The organism is Candidatus Bandiella numerosa, from assembly GCF_029981845.1.
Lineage (GTDB): Bacteria > Pseudomonadota > Alphaproteobacteria > Rickettsiales > Midichloriaceae > Aquirickettsia > Aquirickettsia numerosa.
The window spans coordinates 513,487-530,491 of sequence record NZ_CP104164.1 but is presented as its reverse complement, the minus strand read 5'-3'; the positions used below and the strand labels follow the sequence as shown (position 1 = coordinate 530,491).

Sequence of the window (17,005 nt, the reverse complement as noted above, 5' to 3'; positions counted from 1 at the left end):
GTTTTAACAATTTAGTGAGTATTTTTTCTTAAATAATTCTCTAGTGCAGAAACGTTTATGATAGTTTTAGTATTTGCTAAGGTTCCCGAACTTGTTATATCTAACGTAATTGGGTCGCTATTAGCAACAGGAATGAAGGAAAATTTTGAATTTGTATTTAAAGTGTCATTTGAAAAAGAATATATTAAATTTAACAATCCTGTCAATCTCTCATTAGACAACTTTAAATTCATTATTTGAGCTATAGAATCTTTGATATCTATTGTACCACTAACATCATTAAATTGGCTTTTTCCATATAGAGAGTAGTAATTTAATCTTTCTAATTTATAATCAAGATCAGCCTGTAGTTGTGTTAAATTAGCTAATTCAACAAGACCCAACCCATTATACTCTATATCTTTGCCCTCAATATTAATACTGCCAGTGAAATTTTGTTTAATTTCTTCTGAATCAATTCCTTTGGATGAAAGAATTCCAGATGCACTCATGTATCCATCGTTGTTATTATAGCCTAAAAAATTATTTAATAATAAACTCGGATTAACATTACCTAATCCAAGCGCTAATTGAACTGAGTATACAGGTCGTTGCATGGAAATATTTCCATTAGATTTAATACTTCCATTAAAAGCTTGGGCGCTTATATTTTTAAAATTGATTTCTTGATTTTGAATATTTCCTGTCATAATAAAATTATCTAATTCTAAATCTTTAAAATAAAGCTTATCTACGTTAAAGCGAAAATCAGTATCAAAATTTTTGAGACTATAAAAATTTAAATCACTAATTTTTTCTGAATTTTCTCCAGTTTGAGAAAGCTCACTTTCATACCTTTTTCTGAGTTTTTCTTGAGAGGGAAATAACAAAGGTAAAAATTTATCATGTAACTCTGTAAAATTAAGATCAACTTTAACTGATGGCTTTATACCTGGTAAATTAAGAAGAAAATACCCTGAATATATTCCATATTCATGCTGAATATTAACATAGTCTACTTTTAATTTATCATTATTAATGTCTAGATTTATAAGTGCATTAGAAAAGGGCTGATTTTTAAAAATTAAATTATCCACTTCTAGAGTAAGATTTTTATATCCTCTTTGAGTACGTAAAAAATTTAGGTTATTTGTATTTTGATCGAGTTTTTCCCCTGAATTGTCAAAATCACTTTTATAAAGAACGTACATTATGTCATCAAATTTATTATCAAAATTAAAATCATCTAAATTTAAGTTATCGGCTGAGATTTTGGTATATAATTGCATCTTATTTTTACCTGGATAATTTAAAGCTAAAATACTAGACATAAGCTGCATACTTTTTGAAACAACTTGAGTGTGGTATAACTGCAATATATATGGCATTAATACAATATCAGATTTAATCGAAATTGGTGAGTTATTAATTTGTTCTGTAATTTTATTGTCATACTTCCACATAATCAAATCCTTAGGACTCTCACTTGTAAATAATAATTGGCCTCTAAAAATGGGGACGGTAGAATTACTTATGATGCCTTGTGTAACAAATTTAGTATTGCCCGGAAATACCATACTTAGGTTATTTAATAAAATTTTTTGATTATTTTTTGTAATAGAGGGCCAAGAGCTAAATTCTAATTTAAAATCATTAATAAATTTGTTGTTTAAAGTAATTTTGCCAATATTCAAGTTTGTTGAAGAAGTGATAAATGTGGAAAATTCAAACTCTCGCCTTTTAGTTAAAAAATCCAATAAATCTGTTTGATTGAATCCAACTTTATCATCATTATCGCTTTTACCGTAATATTTTAAAAGTAATTTATCTAAATTTAACTCTTCAATTGAAAGAGTCAAATCTAATATTTTAGCTTTACGATAGTAATTTGCCTCACCCTTAATATTAGTGATATCGTCAAAGTCGGTAGTAAAATTATTGATACTTAAACTTTCTTCACTAAATTCAATATTTGCCTTAATATTTTTAAAATTTTGTTTGTTAATAAATTTATCAAAATCTGATAAATTACTCCCCCATTTATCATGAAAATGAACATCAACTGTACCTGTCAACTTATCTGATTTTGCCTCTCTATTTAATTTAGTATGAAAATGTAGTAAATTGTATTGCAGAGATATCGTAATGTCATCTGGATTAAGATCCTTATCTAAATCGTTTGATTCAATAAAAACTGAATATTCTTCCTGATTTTCTAAAAATGTTGAATTTAGGTCTAAATGGTAGTTATTTACATTGTTAAATGTTAAATTTAGTTTTTCAATTTTTCTTTTTGTAAGTGCACTATCTATGTCTATAAATTCTAATTCTGCATTTCTTAAAAATACCTGTGAGGATCGATTAGCAGATCTTAGTAAGAATTTTTGAAACATTTCAAAATATTGTTGATTTTCTAAATCTGGTAACTTAATTTTTGCGTCGTAGAGAGAGGTATTGTATAAATCTAATAATTCCTCTTTGTTAAAAATTTTCAATAAATTAATTTTGACTTGAATTTTTGGTATGAATATATTAGTTATTCCATCGTCCTCAGAATAATGAAGATTAGTTATAGAAACCTTAGGAAAGGGAAGTATTTTTATCTTAACTTCCCCATTTAATTTAAAATTTATAGAATAATTTTGCTCAAAGTAATTTTGGATTTGTGGAAATAGAAAATCAAAATTCCATTGTATCAATATAATATGCAAGCCTAGTAATAAAGTTGCAATTATTGAAAAAAATTTTAATAACTTTTTGGCTATTTTAAACAAAATGCTAAATTTTAATTGTAAGATTAATGCTATATTAGATAATATTTCTCCTATTTGTCTAGCTAAATGAATAAATAAATAATAACAGTTTATTGATTTAAGAAAGCATTATTGATATACACATAGTAACATACAAGGATAGGAGTGTAGCTCAATTGGTAGAGCGCCGGTCTCCAAAACCGGAGGTTGGGGGTTCGAGGCCTCTCGCTCCTGCCACTTATTAGATAGATTATATTGTTAATATGACTGTGAATTTTGGATTTAAAAAAGTAAAAGAAGAAGAAAAAGAAAAAATGGTGCAGGGCGTCTTTTCCAAAGTTGCGAATAAATATGACATAATGAATGATATGATGAGTTTTGGTTTGCACAGAAAGTGGAAAGATATTTTTGTTAATGAAATTGATAGTTATGAAGGAATGAGCTTGCTAGATTTGGCTGGAGGTACTGGCGATATAGCAAAAAAATTTATAGATAGAGGCGGGAAAAAAGCTATAGTATCTGATTTAAATAAGGAAATGCTACATAAGGGTAAAAGCACAATTGGCAAAAAGATCAATAAAAGATATATTAACGATATCAAATGGATTCATTGCAGTGCAGAGAATATTCCCTATGCTGATAATAGTTTTGACTATTGCACAATATCATTTGGTATCAGAAACGTTACGCATGTAAAAAATGTATTAAGAGAATCTTTGAGAATATTAAAGCCGGGAGGTAAATTTTTATGCCTAGAATTTTCAAAAGTTGATAATAATATAATTTCTAAAATTTATGATTTTTATTCCTTTAAAATTATCCCAAAAATTGGATCGCTAGTAGCAAAATCAAGTGATTCGTATCAATATTTAGTAGAAAGTATTAAACAATTTCATCATCCAGAAGAATTGGAAATTATGATGAAAGATGGTGGATATTTTTCTGTTAATCACAAAAAACTTTTTTTTGGTGTAGTTGCAATCCATAGTGGGTATAAAGCTTAATTAAATGCGAGCGTCAAACTCTTAAAAGTTTATTTATTGTGCCTTAATATAGCATAATGACATGTTATTTTAGATAGATTTTTTACATAACTATAATGTGTATTTTTATCTATATTACTTGAAAATTTGCTGCAAATTAGTAAAATCATTCATTTAAAATTAGTCTAAATGGTAATTGACATATTAATAATATCTATGTACAATACCACTAAGTTTGTTATGGGTGCCTTGGAGTACATCTCTTCTCATATTTTCTTCCTAACAATTTTATCTATATCATTGTGCTTGAAGGTAACCCACCATTGAACTTTCCAATCATAAATATTTGTATCCATTAATATACCATATTAATAGGAATTTTCTTTAGCTTTAGAGTCTCTAATTTTCGTTTTGGTTTTTATAATATTAGTCATCTGCAATTGATGATTTAGATAGATCTTGCAATGCAGTTTATATTGAGATACCAATTATATAGTGAAATATTTAAGTGTGAAAATGAAAAATTTGACTAATTTCCCAATTGAATTTATTAATAATGCTAAAATTACCGACAATGATAGCACTTACATAATAGTAAAGGCAACTAATGCAGATGATAAGCAGTGCTTAGTTAAAATTGAAAGTAATGTTGGAGTTTGTGAAGCTGTTACAGCTCAAACAGATTCAGTAAGTTATTCTTATAAATTATCAGCTTTAACAAAAAATTCTGCTGGGAATCCAGAATTCAACCTTACACAAATGAAATCAGGCAGGATATATGTATCCTTGAAATATCCTTTAAAATTGCATATTGATTCTTCGAATCCGAATAAAATGGCGATTATCGATCCTGATGGATTTAAAACCAGAGATTCAAATTACTACACTGTTTATGATAAATTCGAGTTTACGTTTAATGAAGATGGTTTGTGGATTAACCCTACTTCTGTTGATTTTTTTTCAATCCCTATAAAATTATCCCTCCCTACATCACCTGATCTTAAAAGTTCCGGATTTAGTGATAAAAGGAGTGATATCTTGGCAAGTGTTTGGAAGGAATTTTCGCAATCTGTATCAAGTAATGAATGGAATAAACTATTCTTAAATTTTGATAGCGGGACAACATTGAGAGCTATGGCTCCAGGTAAGGCTATGAGAGATACAGGGCCTGGATCTAATCCAACCTTTGCGTCTGACTATCTTGCAAATAATAAATTTGGGCTTAACTATATTGATAAAGTCTGGGATTATTATAAAACCAATACAATTAAAGTAGATTGCTCCGAACTTGCAGGTGATAAAGATTTTAACCCAAAATTAAAGGATTACGTATTCACTGGTCAAATTAAGAACGATGAATTTACATTTAGTAATTCAAGAAATGAATCTATATTATCCATTGCTAAACCAGAATCCATATCATTTTTTGCATGATCTGTGGGCTCTTTTGATTTCCCCAATCACACAGTTGGTGCAATTATAGTAAGGGCTTTAACTGCAGCTTTTGACGCAGGTCTTTTACCAACCGATGATGTGACTTTAAGCAAAGATTATTTCAAATCTAAACATGGTGATTTTTATAAGGATAATAAATATTTAGTCACTAAGGAAGGACCTTGGTTTGATCTATATTCAAAAGCATTTCATAATTTTCAAGGTCAACCGATTTATACATTTGCGTATGATGATATACTTGGCCAGGATGGAACATTGCATGATCCAAACGCAAGTAGTATTGGTAAAGTTTCAGTCACAATAGGAGATATGACAGGTATCACATTACCAGACCCTTATACAGATTCTAGCAAATATACGGTTACCGTGAATTTAGGAAAAAACAACAATACTGCTTTTTATGAACTAAAATATGACAACCAGATAATTAAACCTGGTAACCCAGTTGTATTTACAAATGTCGATATTCCATTTAAAGTAAAATTCAATGGCAAAGATGTAGAGATTTACATTAAATATCCAATGATCGTGCCTTACGATCCTATAGCTGATGGAATAGTAATCGATAATTCTTCATCTGTAACCATTAATTTTCCTGGGCCTCCTGCTAATGTAATGCCTGTGACGGCGTTTAGTAACTTATTCTTAACAACACCAGGTGCTACAAAATGTGATAAGGTTAAAGCAGAAAAAGCAAGCGTAATTGTCATTCGTCATCATCAAGATAGTTGTGATGACAAAGATCCAAGTGGCAATGACCAAAAAAATCTTGATAAGTGGCAAGATGCATATGGTAATTTAGGGCGTGCTTTAGCATACTATACGCAGTGTAACGGATTATATCCGATAGGGAAAATAGTGTATGTCGCAGGTGGTGGAAAACAGAGTGATGGCCATTATCAGACGCCAAAACCAATGGAGACGGCAGATACTATTGTAAAATCACTTGCAAAAATATACCGTGAAGACTTTTTTAATGAAGATTCTAAATTCATAGAATCCAATTTTTTGAAGGATAACCAAGTTATTCATAACCTTTATGGAAATTCAATTGTAGCAAATTATATAGGTGATAATAATTATGCTGGATATACTGATATCACAAAATATATATTGAAGCTAACGTCAGACTCGAACTATAAGTATTCTGTATTGCTAGTTGGAGATTATAATGGATTGTCAAAAGACGCTCGTGGTATGGAAGTTAATGGACATAATGGTGCGAAAAAACACCTATATGAAATTTTTCAAGACAATATACCAGGTAGCAAATTAGCAACTCCTATTCATTGGGATTCATGGTATGGAATGTATTCATTAGAATATAGCAAAGGTACTCCTCGTGTTTTAGAAAAAAGTGGGAGTACAATTGGGCAGAATACCGAAGAAGGACCATGTATTGATAAGCATACCAGTAAAAAACAAATCCTTCCTAGCAATTCATTTTTTTACCCATCTCTAAGTGATGCTAAGATGAATAAAGCAAGTGACCATCCAAATAGCTTTAAGAAGCCAGTAAATGAAGCAAATAGCAAGATACTAGAAGGAATTAATTATATTGAATTGGGACAAAAATATGATCGTGATATCGTAGAAAAAGCAGTTAACACTATATGCTCACATGTTGACCAATCATCAAAACATATTGACCAAATACCGCAAGGATATGTGGAGAAAATTGCCCATGGTCACAATGTGATATATCACGTGCACAATCATAATGCAGCAGAAATTGAAGGTGCGTATCTTTGTATTAATCATGGTATTTGTGAATAATAATTTTTAGGTAAAGAAAAATGAAAAAATATACATTAGGAATAATAAGTGCATTGCTTACAACAAGCAATGCACTTGCGAAAGATAATAATTACTACATTAAAGCTGAAGTTGGGGTTGCTAAGTCTCAGAAAATTAAATCAAAGCAGCAATTTTATGGAACTGATAGCAATAAAGGTTTTAATTCAAGCCCAATATATTCTTTGGGTTTTGGATATAAAATAAATGATAAGTTTAGAACGGAAATAACTTATAATTACACAGATTTTAAATATAAAAGAAATACTACTAATGTTATAGACATGATTTCTGAATATAAGCAAAAAGTTAATATTCAAACTGGTATGGTAAATCTTTTTTATGATGTTGCAACTTATCAAAAATTAACACCTTATTTAGGTGTTGGGGTTGGTTATGCAAAAATAAATCCAAACAAGGCTAGTTTATCTACTAAGGATATTGAAACATTATATATATCAAATAAATCTGAGAATTTAACCTATGCTTTAATGGCTGGGGTATCAATTGCTATGACTGATAGAATAAATTTTGATATTGGATATAAATTCCAAGATTTTGGCAAAGCTAAGGGATTTAATAAATATGAAATACCATCAGGAGAAGTATTATCTACTGATCCAGAGAAATTTAGCATAAGAGCTCATATCGCGACAATTGGTGTTAGATATAGCTTTTAGTAACTTGAAATTTTGGTGCATAAATGCTAAATGCACCTGTTTCATAATTTTTTAGGCAATATAGCATAATTCATATATGCATTGACATCGTCATTCTTCGCTTATGTGGGTTTTACTATACTTCGCTTGTCATTACCTATCTGACCCCAAGCTATACTAATTGTTTTATGCATTATGTTTTTGCTTCGTTTTGTTGACCTAAAAATGTTGTGCTTAAAATTTGTTATCAATGATTCCTTTGTATCTTGAGAAAGTTTCCTGCACTTCTATATTTTATATTTCGAATTACTAACCAAAGCTTCACTATCTGAACAAAATTTATTTAGCGTCTTGGCAATATTAGAAAATGCATTTTGATACGAATTATCAAATTCTTCTTTAGTGATTTCTTTATTTTCGTTGGTCTTATTGATTGTATCAGTTGCAGATTAATACACCCTTTTTACTGGAGGAAAAAATTCAACTTCGTCAGTTAGTGTTTTTTTAGACACTTCCCTATAATCAATTTTGACTTTACCTGTTTTCTCATTCAATTCAATCAAGGTATGCTTCATCCATTTTTTATCGTCCCTTTCTTTATAATCTTCTCTAGCATGCGCACCTCTTGATTCTTGCCTATTATATGCTGCTGATATAGTTACAAGCGCTTGAGATCTAAGGTTATCCAATTCTAAAGCTTCAACTAAATCACTATTCCATATCATACTTCTATCGGAAATTCCAATATCCTCAAACGAACTATATATATCATGCATATAGTTCACACCCTCTTTTAAAGAATCTTCCGTACGAAACACAGCTGCATGCTTTTGCATTGTTTTTTGCATATCTAATCTAATTTTCGATGTAGGAAGATTACCATTTGAGTGTCTTATTTTATCAAATCTATCTAAAATTTTCTCAATATATTTATTTGGAATATCAGGTTTTTTATCATCAGGTTTTATTAACTCTGAAGCCCTAATCGAAGCTGCTCTGCCAAACACGACTAAATCAAGCAATGAATTTGAACCAAGCCTATTTGCACCATGCACCGATACACAAGATGCTTCACCAATTGACATGAGACCAGGAACAACTTTCATACTTTTGCCACTTTTACTCAAAACTTCTCCATGGAAATTAGTTGGGATTCCACCCATATTATAATGCACCGTTGGAATTACTGGAATAGGCTCTTTGGTCACATCCACTCCGGCAAAAACCTTTGCTGTTTCTGAAATACCAGGTAGCCTTTTATGAATTACATCAGCATCTAGATGCGATAAAACTAAGTGTATATACTCACCATCTTCGCCACACCCTCTGCCTTCACGTATTTCTACCGTCATAGCTCTACTAACAACGTCTCTTGAGGCTAAATCTTTTACCGAAGGAGCATAACGCTCCATAAATCTTTCTCCGTCTTTATTAATTAAATAACCACCCTCTCCCCTAACTCCTTCTGTTATTAAACAGCCAGAGCCATATACACCTGTTGGATGAAATTGTATAAATTCCATATCTTGTAAAGCTATATCAGCCCTTAAAGCCATACCTCCACCATCTCCTGTACATGTATGTGCTGATGTCGCAGAAAAATATGCTCTACCGTAACCACCTGTAGCCAATACAACTAAATTTGCACTAAATTTATGGATAGTGCCTTCTTCAAGAGAATATGCAAGAACTCCTATAAATTCGCCAGCATCATTTTTTATCAAATCAATTGTAAAATATTCAATAAAAAATTCTGCATCAACTTTTAGGCATTGCTGATATAGGGTGTGCAATATGGCGTGCCCAGTTCTATCAGCTGCCGCACATGTTCTTTGGGCAGGCTCTCCCTTACCATATTCTGTAGTCATACCACCAAATGGTCTTTGATAAATTTTACCTTCTTTCGTTCTGGAAAATGGAACGCCATAATGTTCAAGTTCAATAATAGACTCTGCAGCATTTTTGCACATATATTCAATGGCATCCTGGTCACCCAACCAGTCAGAACCTTTAACGGTGTCGTACATATGCCAACGCCAATCATCCTTCCCCATATTACCTAGTGATGCACTAATTCCTCCCTGTGCTGCTACCGTGTGACTTCTGGTAGGGAACACTTTTGTTATACAAGCTGTTTTTAATTTTTTTTCAGCCATGCCAAGAGTTGCTCTCAAACCTGCGCCACCTGCACCGACAACTATAACATCATACTTATGTTCGATTATATCATACGATTTTGTATTCATTTTAGCTCATACCCGAAAAATATCTAAATAATAAATGATAAAAAATAAAATTAATGATAGTGACAAAATAAGTTAAAATACAAACAGCAATTAAAACCTTATCCAATAAATGATACAAAGCTTTACATTGTATATAGTCCTTCATTATATCATTCATACCTAAATAACCATGATATAAAAAAAATAAAATAAATATTGCAATTAGTGCAAAATTCATGGGGTGAGAAATAAAGAGGATCACATTTTCAGAAGATGAGCGCTTAATTAGGCCAATTACAGAAAATATTAACCAAATAAAAAGTGGTACTAATATAATTGCTGTGTATCTCTGCTTTATAAAATGCAATGTACCAAATTTAGAACTTCCTTGCCCTTTGACTTTGCCAGCTAAATTTTTTAAACTCATGACCTAATTAATTATAAAATGATTGTATACCAAAAAAATACAGTGAGAGCAGTAGACATAATTATAGCTAACCACCCAGTTAAATTTACTGTTTTTATTTCCATTAATTTACCTGCATCCCAAAATAAGTACCTAATTCCAGTGCACATGTGATAAAAAATACAATAACTAAACAATATAACAATAGATAGAAAAAATCTATTTTTCATAACGTAAGTTAAAATACCACCAAAATCTTCTAGTGTGTTACTTTTAAAGGTATACATATTTGTAATCCAGAGGATTAAAAGAAATCCAAAAAACATGATGACACCTGTAATTCTATGCATAATTGATAAAATTGAGGATATTTGTGGCTTGTAAATAGTCAAATGGGGAGATAGTGGACGCGTTTCCTTCATCAAAAATAATTCAATCGTTAATTATATACATCATGATAATGTTATTTTTTGTTAATTCAAGCCATTTGGAAGCGCTTATGAGTTATTATTAATTATTCCTCTAATAATTTTCAAATGTTATCTCATGGGTTATATAAAAATGTTACTTAACTTTCATTCCATGTTTTAGGTGGCGTCACTTCATCTTATTGGCAGGACAAACATTCATCGTATTTATTATCTTCTTTTGTTATTACTGGAGATAATTTCATTTCCAATTGATGCTTCTCAACACCATCTGAAATTGAAACTTTATCAGCTCTTTGCAATGACTTTGATCTGCAATAATACAAACTCTTAATACCTTTTTTCCATGCTAAATAATGTAATCTATTTAAATCCTTTTTATCAATATCAGCTGGAATAAATATATTAATAGATTGTGCCTGATTAATATATGGCGTTCTATCAGTCGCATGCTCAATCAACCATTCTTGATTAATTTCAAATGCAGTTTTAAATACATCTTTTTCATCTGTAGTCAAAAAATCTAAATGACTCACAGATCCTTCATGATTCATTATTGATGACCAAATTTCATCTGAATCTTGCCCCTTTTCTTTTAATAAAGCTTTTAGGTATTTATTCCTTATATTAAAAGAGCCAGTTAAACTTTTTTGAGTATATGCATTAGAATTTATTGGTTCAATTCCCGGAGATGTTGAACCTGCTATCACTGAAATAGATGCAGTTGGCGCTATAGCTGTTTTATGAGTAAATCTTTCCATTATGCCTAGCTCTTCAGCATCAGGGCAAGCACCTTTATCTTCTGCAATTAATCTTGATGCTTTATTAACCTCTTGATTTATGTATTTGAACATTTTTAGATTCCATGATTTAGCCATTGCTGATTCCATCGGTATCATTTTAGATTGCAAAAATGAATGAAAACCCATTACCCCAAGCCCCACACTTCTTTCTCTATAAGCAGAATATTTAGCTTTATACATTCCATCAGGAGCATTATCTATAAAATCTTGAATAACATTATCCAAAAATCGCATCACATCTGTTATAAATAACTGATTATTACACCAGTCATCATATTTTTCTAAATTTAAAGACGAAAGGCAGCACACAGCAGTTCTATCATTACCTTTATAATCCTTTCCTGTAAAAAGTGTAATTTCACTACATAAATTGGAAGTTTTTATCTCCATTCCATGTTTTTTATATATCTCTGGGGCATGCTTATTGACGTTATCAATAAATAACAAATATGGTTCACCTGTTTCAATTCTTGCAAGTAACAATCTAATCCATATATCTCTGGCTTTAACAATTGATATAACAGCATTATTTTTAGGACTTATTAACTCCCACGGTAAATCCTTCTCTACTGCATTCATAAACTTATCAGTAATTACAACACCATGGTGAAGATTTAAGGTTTTACGATTAGGATCTCCACCTGTTGGCCTTCTTAACTCAATAAACTCTTCTATCTCTGGATGAGAAACAGGTAGGTACACTGCGGCACTTCCTCTTCTTAAGCTGCCCTGAGATATAGCAAGAGTTAGCCTATCTTGAACACTTAAAAATGGTACAATTCCGGAAGTCCTACCACTATTTGCAACTTTCTCCCCTATTGAACGCACATTGCCCCAATATGTACCTATACCACCACCCCTAGAAGCTAACCACACATTTTCATTCCAAATACTGACAATATCTTGCAAACTATCTTCTACTTCGTTAAGAAAACAAGAAATTGGCAATCCTCTCTTTGCCCCTCCATTACTCAGTACTGGAGTAGCAGGCATAAACCAAAAATTACTCATATAATCATAAAGTCTTTGTGCATGATTTTGGTCATCAGCATAATGAATTGCTACTCTTGCAAAAAGATCTTGATATGTTTCGTCTTCTAATAGATATCTGTCTAAAAGCATTGCTTTTCCTGATTCGCTTAGATTCTCATTTCTCGAATGATCAAGATTGATTTTATATTTTAGTATTTGAGTTTTATTAACTTTTTCGAAGATTCCATTCAGCATAATCGTAACAAAAGACATTTTATGGTATATTTATAAATATACTACATATAGTAAAATATGCACTATATATTTGTGAAATGCACTATATATTGATTTGCTTTAAAAGTCTACAGCAAACATTTATATTTATTTCACAAAGTTTTTGCCTCACAACGATATAGGTAAAAACAAGTATTGATTAAAGAAATGATTCGTCAGTTAAAATTTTTTACTATGCTTTTGCAATTTTTTGCAAATCTAAAAAGCATAGATAAATCAGACCTTAAATATAGCTAATAATTTTCTTGTTATAGGAAAATATCTACTCTTCCCCAAAACAACAAAGAAGATTCAATAAAAATCATTTTATTTAGACTTTTTCTTTTAACCGCACAGTAGTGACACCGTGACAATTTAGTCTTTTTTATTTTTGGCTAATTTGTTATTTTCAAATTTTTCCATGAATTTTTTATCATCTTGAGTTAGGGTACCATTATCAGCTATTTCATCATGCTTCTCAACATTGTGTTGATTTTCATTTGAATTAGGATCCTTAAGATCGAACATAGGTGGAATAGTTAGGGGTTTATTGGGTATAATTGTGAATTCATCCGGAGTTCCCCTTTTTATACCTAAGGCTGACATAGCCTTTTTATTACATCCAACTAACGTTAAAAAAACTATAGATAACAAAGCTAATCTCTTATACATATAACAAAACTTTTTTTGGTGATTTTATAGGATTATACATTAATTAAACGAGGTTTTACATTAAAAATTTAATTTATTTTAATTAGGTCAATATATAAATCATTCGTTAAAATGATTACTAATAATTGTCTCTAATTTTTCATACTCCTCATCTGAAAATATTTTTTCCTTGATGGTTCCATTCAGTAATTTTTTGTTGTAATTTTCCAAAAGGAATTCTAGGGTTTTTATCTCAATTGTTTCCTGAGATTCAAGTGATTTTAAATCTTGTCTCTTCAAATTAATATTTTTAATCTGCTCCTCAGAGGCAAATTGTGTTAATTTATCAATTGAATTTTTAATAAACATCTCATCAACATCTTTTTTACTTACCTGCTGGAATATTTTGTCAAACCTTTTATTAAATGATTCTGGTAAAACACCTTCTAATCCATCTGCCCCTGCTTTTATCAATTCAAAGGTCACAGCCCCAGTGATCGCTGAAGGATAGTCTTTCTCAGATAACTCATGTTTTTTCCCTGATATTAATTTCAAACTAATTGAAAGACACAAAAACAAAAATGATACAATTAAAAAGCCCCTTATCAAACCAAAAAATGCCCCTATGACTCTATCAAAAAAACTCCTCTTAAGATCACCAATCAACTTATAGAGCACACTATTTAGAATTCCAAAGATTACTAATAAAATGATTAATAGGCCACCAGAACCAAAAATTATAACAAAAATTTTAGATTTAATATAATTGAGTAAATGTTGTTCAATTTGAGGATAAAATTGATAAGTTAGGATGATTGAAAAAATCCATCCAAACAAACTAATTGCAGACGTTATAAAACCTCTATAAATCCCAAATATTATCGAAATAAATACTATGGTAAATGATATATAATCAATGTAATTCATAGCACTGAAATCAAATCCTTGCATTTCGCTTTGGTATTAGTATTCTTTTTAATTCATTAATGTGCTTTAGCTCAATTATATCTATATTGCAAGTAAACTTTTTTCTTTGAAAAGGGATTATAGCCTTTTTAAAGCCCAACTTACTTGCTTCAATTAAACGATTATCCATATTATTAACTTGCCTTACTTCTCCTGACAAACCTACCTCCCCAAAAAATATAGTATCCTTAGTTATCGGAATGTTTTGATTTGCTGATATTAAAGCAACAATCACCGCTAAATCCACCGCTGGTTCGCTTACTCTTAAGCCTCCCACTATGTTTAAATATACCTCTTTATTCATCAAATTTATATTCATTTTAGCATTTAGGACTGCAATTAACATTGAAAGCCTATTATGATCCCATCCAACAGTTGCTCTTCTTGGCGTCGCAAGAAAGCTTGGCACTACTAATGCTTGAACTTCTAGTAAAATTGTCCTTGTTCCTTCTATACTTGGAAAAATACACGCCCCTTCTTTTTCAAAATTATCTTGTTCATCGGGTAGAAAAATTTCAGATGGATTTTGTATCTCACGCAACCCTTCTGAGCTCATTTCAAATAGTGCAATTTCGTTTGTGGAACCATATCTATTTTTTGTAGCTCTTATTATTCTAAATTGCTGAGTATTTTCTCCTTCAAAAGAAAGCACAACGTCAACCATATGCTCAAGAATTTTAGGACCAGCTATCTGCCCTTCTTTCGTTATATGACCAATTAAAATAAGTGTTACACCATGTTTTTTGCAAATTTGTATTAATTCATGCGTGCAAACCCTAACTTGGCTTACCGAACCAGGTGGAGAATCTAATTTTTCAAAATACAACGTTTGTATTGAGTCAATAACAATCATTGAGGGTTTTAATTTTGCAATTAACAATAGTAATTTTTCAAGTGAAGTAATATTTGCAACGTGTATGTGCTTATTATTAACTTTCAATCTATCGGCTCTTAGTTTTATCTGTGATAGAGCTTCTTCGCCACTAATATATATTGCAAGAAATTCTTGCCTTGCAAGCTTATTGCATAATTCCAATATTAATGTAGATTTTCCAATCCCTGGTTCTCCTGCTATTAAGATAGCAGACCCTTTTACTATTCCCCCTCCAAGCAATCTATTTATTTCATTAACCCTAGTATCAACCCTTTGAAAATCGGATTCTATTGAATCTAAATTACTTATATCAACTACGTCTTGAGTATTTTTACCTAAAATCTTCTTTGTAATTGCCGTGTTTGTAATTTCTTCAACTATTGTATTCCAAGCATTACACTCTGTACATTTGCCTTGCCATTTTTTAAAAACTGCTCCACAATCCTGGCAAGAAAAAATTTTATTTTTGCTCATTTTACATATTAAGTTTGCTCATGAATAATAGTGCATATTTAAAGAAAAAACTACGCAAAAATTTGCTAGATGAAAGGCGTGCATTAACTCCGCTTCAAATTGAGCAATTAAGCCAAAAAATATGTGAAAATTTTCTCAACATATTTAATGGCCAATTCTTTAAAAATACCAGTATAGTTGCATGTTATTCAGCATTTGATAACGAACCAAACATTTTTCCAATATTAAATTGGCTATATAACCAAGGTATAAAAACAACATTACCTAAAATTACAGGAGACACTATTAAATTTTATGAGTGGAATAAAAATTTTCCGCTCATAGCAAATAAATTAAATATTTACGAACCTCCTATCGGAATGGAAATGATGCCAGATGCATTGTTAATACCTGTTGTTGGATTTGATAAAGATTGTAACAGGCTAGGTCATGGTTATGGTCACTATGACAAGGGGTTAAGTAAAATTATCCCATCAATTAAAATAGGCGTAGGTTATAGCTTTCAGGAAGTAGAACATATTCCCACAGAAAAACATGATATTAAAATGGATTATATAATTACTGAGAAATTTTGTTATTAACGTATTCAATTATCTCTTCCTCATTTGTAAAATTTTTAAACAATACTGCATTATATATATAATAACTTACAAGAGATGGTACTCTATTTGAGTTATTCATATATCTAAATTTAAGCCTGATAATTTTCTCTCTATTTTGAAGATTCAATTTTAGCCTCATATCTTGATCAAGCTTTCTACTTTTTTGAAAATATTGCTTATCCAAAAGCCATGTATCAACTTTCCACTTATCGTTAGAAGAATCATCTTGTATATCAAAACCTAAATAATGTCCTTTAGGCAATCCTCTCCTAATCTCAAAATTACTACCATCCATATAATGAATATCGGCAATTCCATTTTTAGTTATTAATTTTGCAAATACATTTCCAAATGCATCTTTAATGCTTTGACTACTCTCTTTCAATTCTAAAACAATATCAATATCCCTCCAACACATCAAATCATAAGAAAAACTACCCGTGTAACGCACGTTAAAATATTTTCCTAATATTGCATCTATATCGTATCTGTTAAGAAAATCTTGTGCTTCGCTTTTTAAGCTTTGTGACCTCTGCAATAAAGATTGTGTTTCCATAAGTTATAAATATTTATAATCTTTAAAAAATCACATAAAGTATATTGAAATAATAAACAGGACAAGCAAATTATTTTGTTTCAATAACATAGATTCAAATGATATTTTCGTATAATTTGCAGTCGTCGACATTTAATATTATAACTGCAATA

The 17,005-nt window shown here is 30.5% G+C and carries 14 protein-coding genes and 1 tRNA gene; 6 read left to right on the top strand and 9 right to left on the bottom strand.

Annotated elements, in window-relative coordinates; all coding sequences use genetic code 11:
• Window positions 1-11: 11 nt before the first annotated feature.
• Complete coding sequence (locus N3Z17_RS02585; RefSeq protein WP_282472451.1) at window positions 12-2,753, bottom strand: AsmA family protein; 2,742 nt, start codon at window positions 2,751-2,753, stop codon at window positions 12-14.
• A 140-nt stretch (window positions 2,754-2,893) separates the two neighbouring features.
• Between N3Z17_RS02585 and N3Z17_RS02580 the strand changes: the two genes are divergently transcribed.
• The 5 genes from N3Z17_RS02580 to N3Z17_RS02560 all read left to right on the top strand — a co-directional run bounded on the left by N3Z17_RS02580 (window position 2,894) and on the right by N3Z17_RS02560 (window position 7,644).
• Window positions 2,894-2,969, top strand: a tRNA-Trp gene (locus tag N3Z17_RS02580).
• Window positions 2,970-2,995: 26 nt separating this feature from the next.
• Window positions 2,996-3,736, top strand: coding sequence for a class I SAM-dependent methyltransferase (locus N3Z17_RS02575; protein ID WP_282472450.1), 741 nt, complete (start codon window positions 2,996-2,998; stop codon window positions 3,734-3,736).
• 495 nt (window positions 3,737-4,231) lie between these two features.
• Window positions 4,232-5,149: a beta-1,3-glucanase family protein gene (locus N3Z17_RS02570; RefSeq protein ID WP_282472449.1), complete on the top strand. Its 918-nt coding sequence runs from the start codon at window positions 4,232-4,234 to the stop codon at window positions 5,147-5,149.
• Between the two features lie 3 nt (window positions 5,150-5,152).
• On the top strand, window positions 5,153-6,946 hold the full coding sequence (locus N3Z17_RS02565; protein WP_282472448.1) for a glycoside hydrolase 64/thaumatin family protein: 1,794 nt from the start codon (window positions 5,153-5,155) through the stop codon (window positions 6,944-6,946).
• A gap of 20 nt (window positions 6,947-6,966) precedes the next feature.
• Entirely contained in the window at window positions 6,967-7,644 is a 678-nt protein-coding gene (locus tag N3Z17_RS02560; protein ID WP_282472447.1) for an outer membrane protein, read from the top strand.
• A gap of 428 nt (window positions 7,645-8,072) precedes the next feature.
• Here the strand turns inward: N3Z17_RS02560 and sdhA are convergent, their stop codons facing one another.
• The 7 genes from sdhA to radA all read right to left on the bottom strand — a co-directional run bounded on the left by sdhA (window position 8,073) and on the right by radA (window position 15,695).
• Window positions 8,073-9,869: a succinate dehydrogenase flavoprotein subunit gene (sdhA, locus tag N3Z17_RS02555; RefSeq protein WP_282472446.1), complete on the bottom strand. Its 1,797-nt coding sequence runs from the start codon at window positions 9,867-9,869 to the stop codon at window positions 8,073-8,075.
• A 1-nt stretch (window position 9,870) separates the two neighbouring features.
• Window positions 9,871-10,275, bottom strand: a complete 405-nt coding sequence (gene sdhD, locus N3Z17_RS02550) for a succinate dehydrogenase, hydrophobic membrane anchor protein (RefSeq protein WP_282472445.1) — start codon at window positions 10,273-10,275, stop codon at window positions 9,871-9,873.
• An 11-nt stretch (window positions 10,276-10,286) separates the two neighbouring features.
• Window positions 10,287-10,676, bottom strand: coding sequence for a succinate dehydrogenase, cytochrome b556 subunit (sdhC, locus tag N3Z17_RS02545; RefSeq protein WP_282472444.1), 390 nt, complete (start codon window positions 10,674-10,676; stop codon window positions 10,287-10,289).
• Window positions 10,677-10,861: 185 nt separating this feature from the next.
• A complete protein-coding gene (locus N3Z17_RS02540; protein ID WP_282472622.1) occupies window positions 10,862-12,712 on the bottom strand; it encodes a ribonucleoside-diphosphate reductase subunit alpha in 1,851 nt (616 codons plus the stop codon).
• Between the two features lie 393 nt (window positions 12,713-13,105).
• The gene (locus tag N3Z17_RS02535; RefSeq protein ID WP_282472443.1) at window positions 13,106-13,402 is read right to left on the bottom strand and encodes a DUF3035 domain-containing protein; all 297 of its coding nucleotides are present in this window, start codon (window positions 13,400-13,402) and stop codon (window positions 13,106-13,108) included.
• A 99-nt stretch (window positions 13,403-13,501) separates the two neighbouring features.
• Window positions 13,502-14,332 (bottom strand): CvpA family protein, encoded by an 831-nt coding sequence (locus N3Z17_RS02530; RefSeq protein ID WP_282472442.1) that lies wholly within the window; start codon window positions 14,330-14,332, stop codon window positions 13,502-13,504.
• Window positions 14,319-15,695, bottom strand: a complete 1,377-nt coding sequence (gene radA / locus N3Z17_RS02525) for a DNA repair protein RadA (RefSeq protein WP_282472441.1) — start codon at window positions 15,693-15,695, stop codon at window positions 14,319-14,321. The genes N3Z17_RS02530 and radA overlap by 14 nt, the downstream gene beginning before the upstream one ends.
• Before the next feature lie 20 nt (window positions 15,696-15,715).
• Here radA and N3Z17_RS02520 point away from each other — a divergent pair, with 20 nt between their 5' ends.
• The gene (locus N3Z17_RS02520; RefSeq protein WP_282472440.1) at window positions 15,716-16,276 is read left to right on the top strand and encodes a 5-formyltetrahydrofolate cyclo-ligase; all 561 of its coding nucleotides are present in this window, start codon (window positions 15,716-15,718) and stop codon (window positions 16,274-16,276) included.
• Here the strand turns inward: N3Z17_RS02520 and N3Z17_RS02515 are convergent.
• Complete coding sequence (locus N3Z17_RS02515) at window positions 16,254-16,853, bottom strand: hypothetical protein (RefSeq protein WP_282472439.1); 600 nt, start codon at window positions 16,851-16,853, stop codon at window positions 16,254-16,256. The genes N3Z17_RS02520 and N3Z17_RS02515 overlap by 23 nt on opposite strands.
• Window positions 16,854-17,005: the final 152 nt, after the last annotated feature.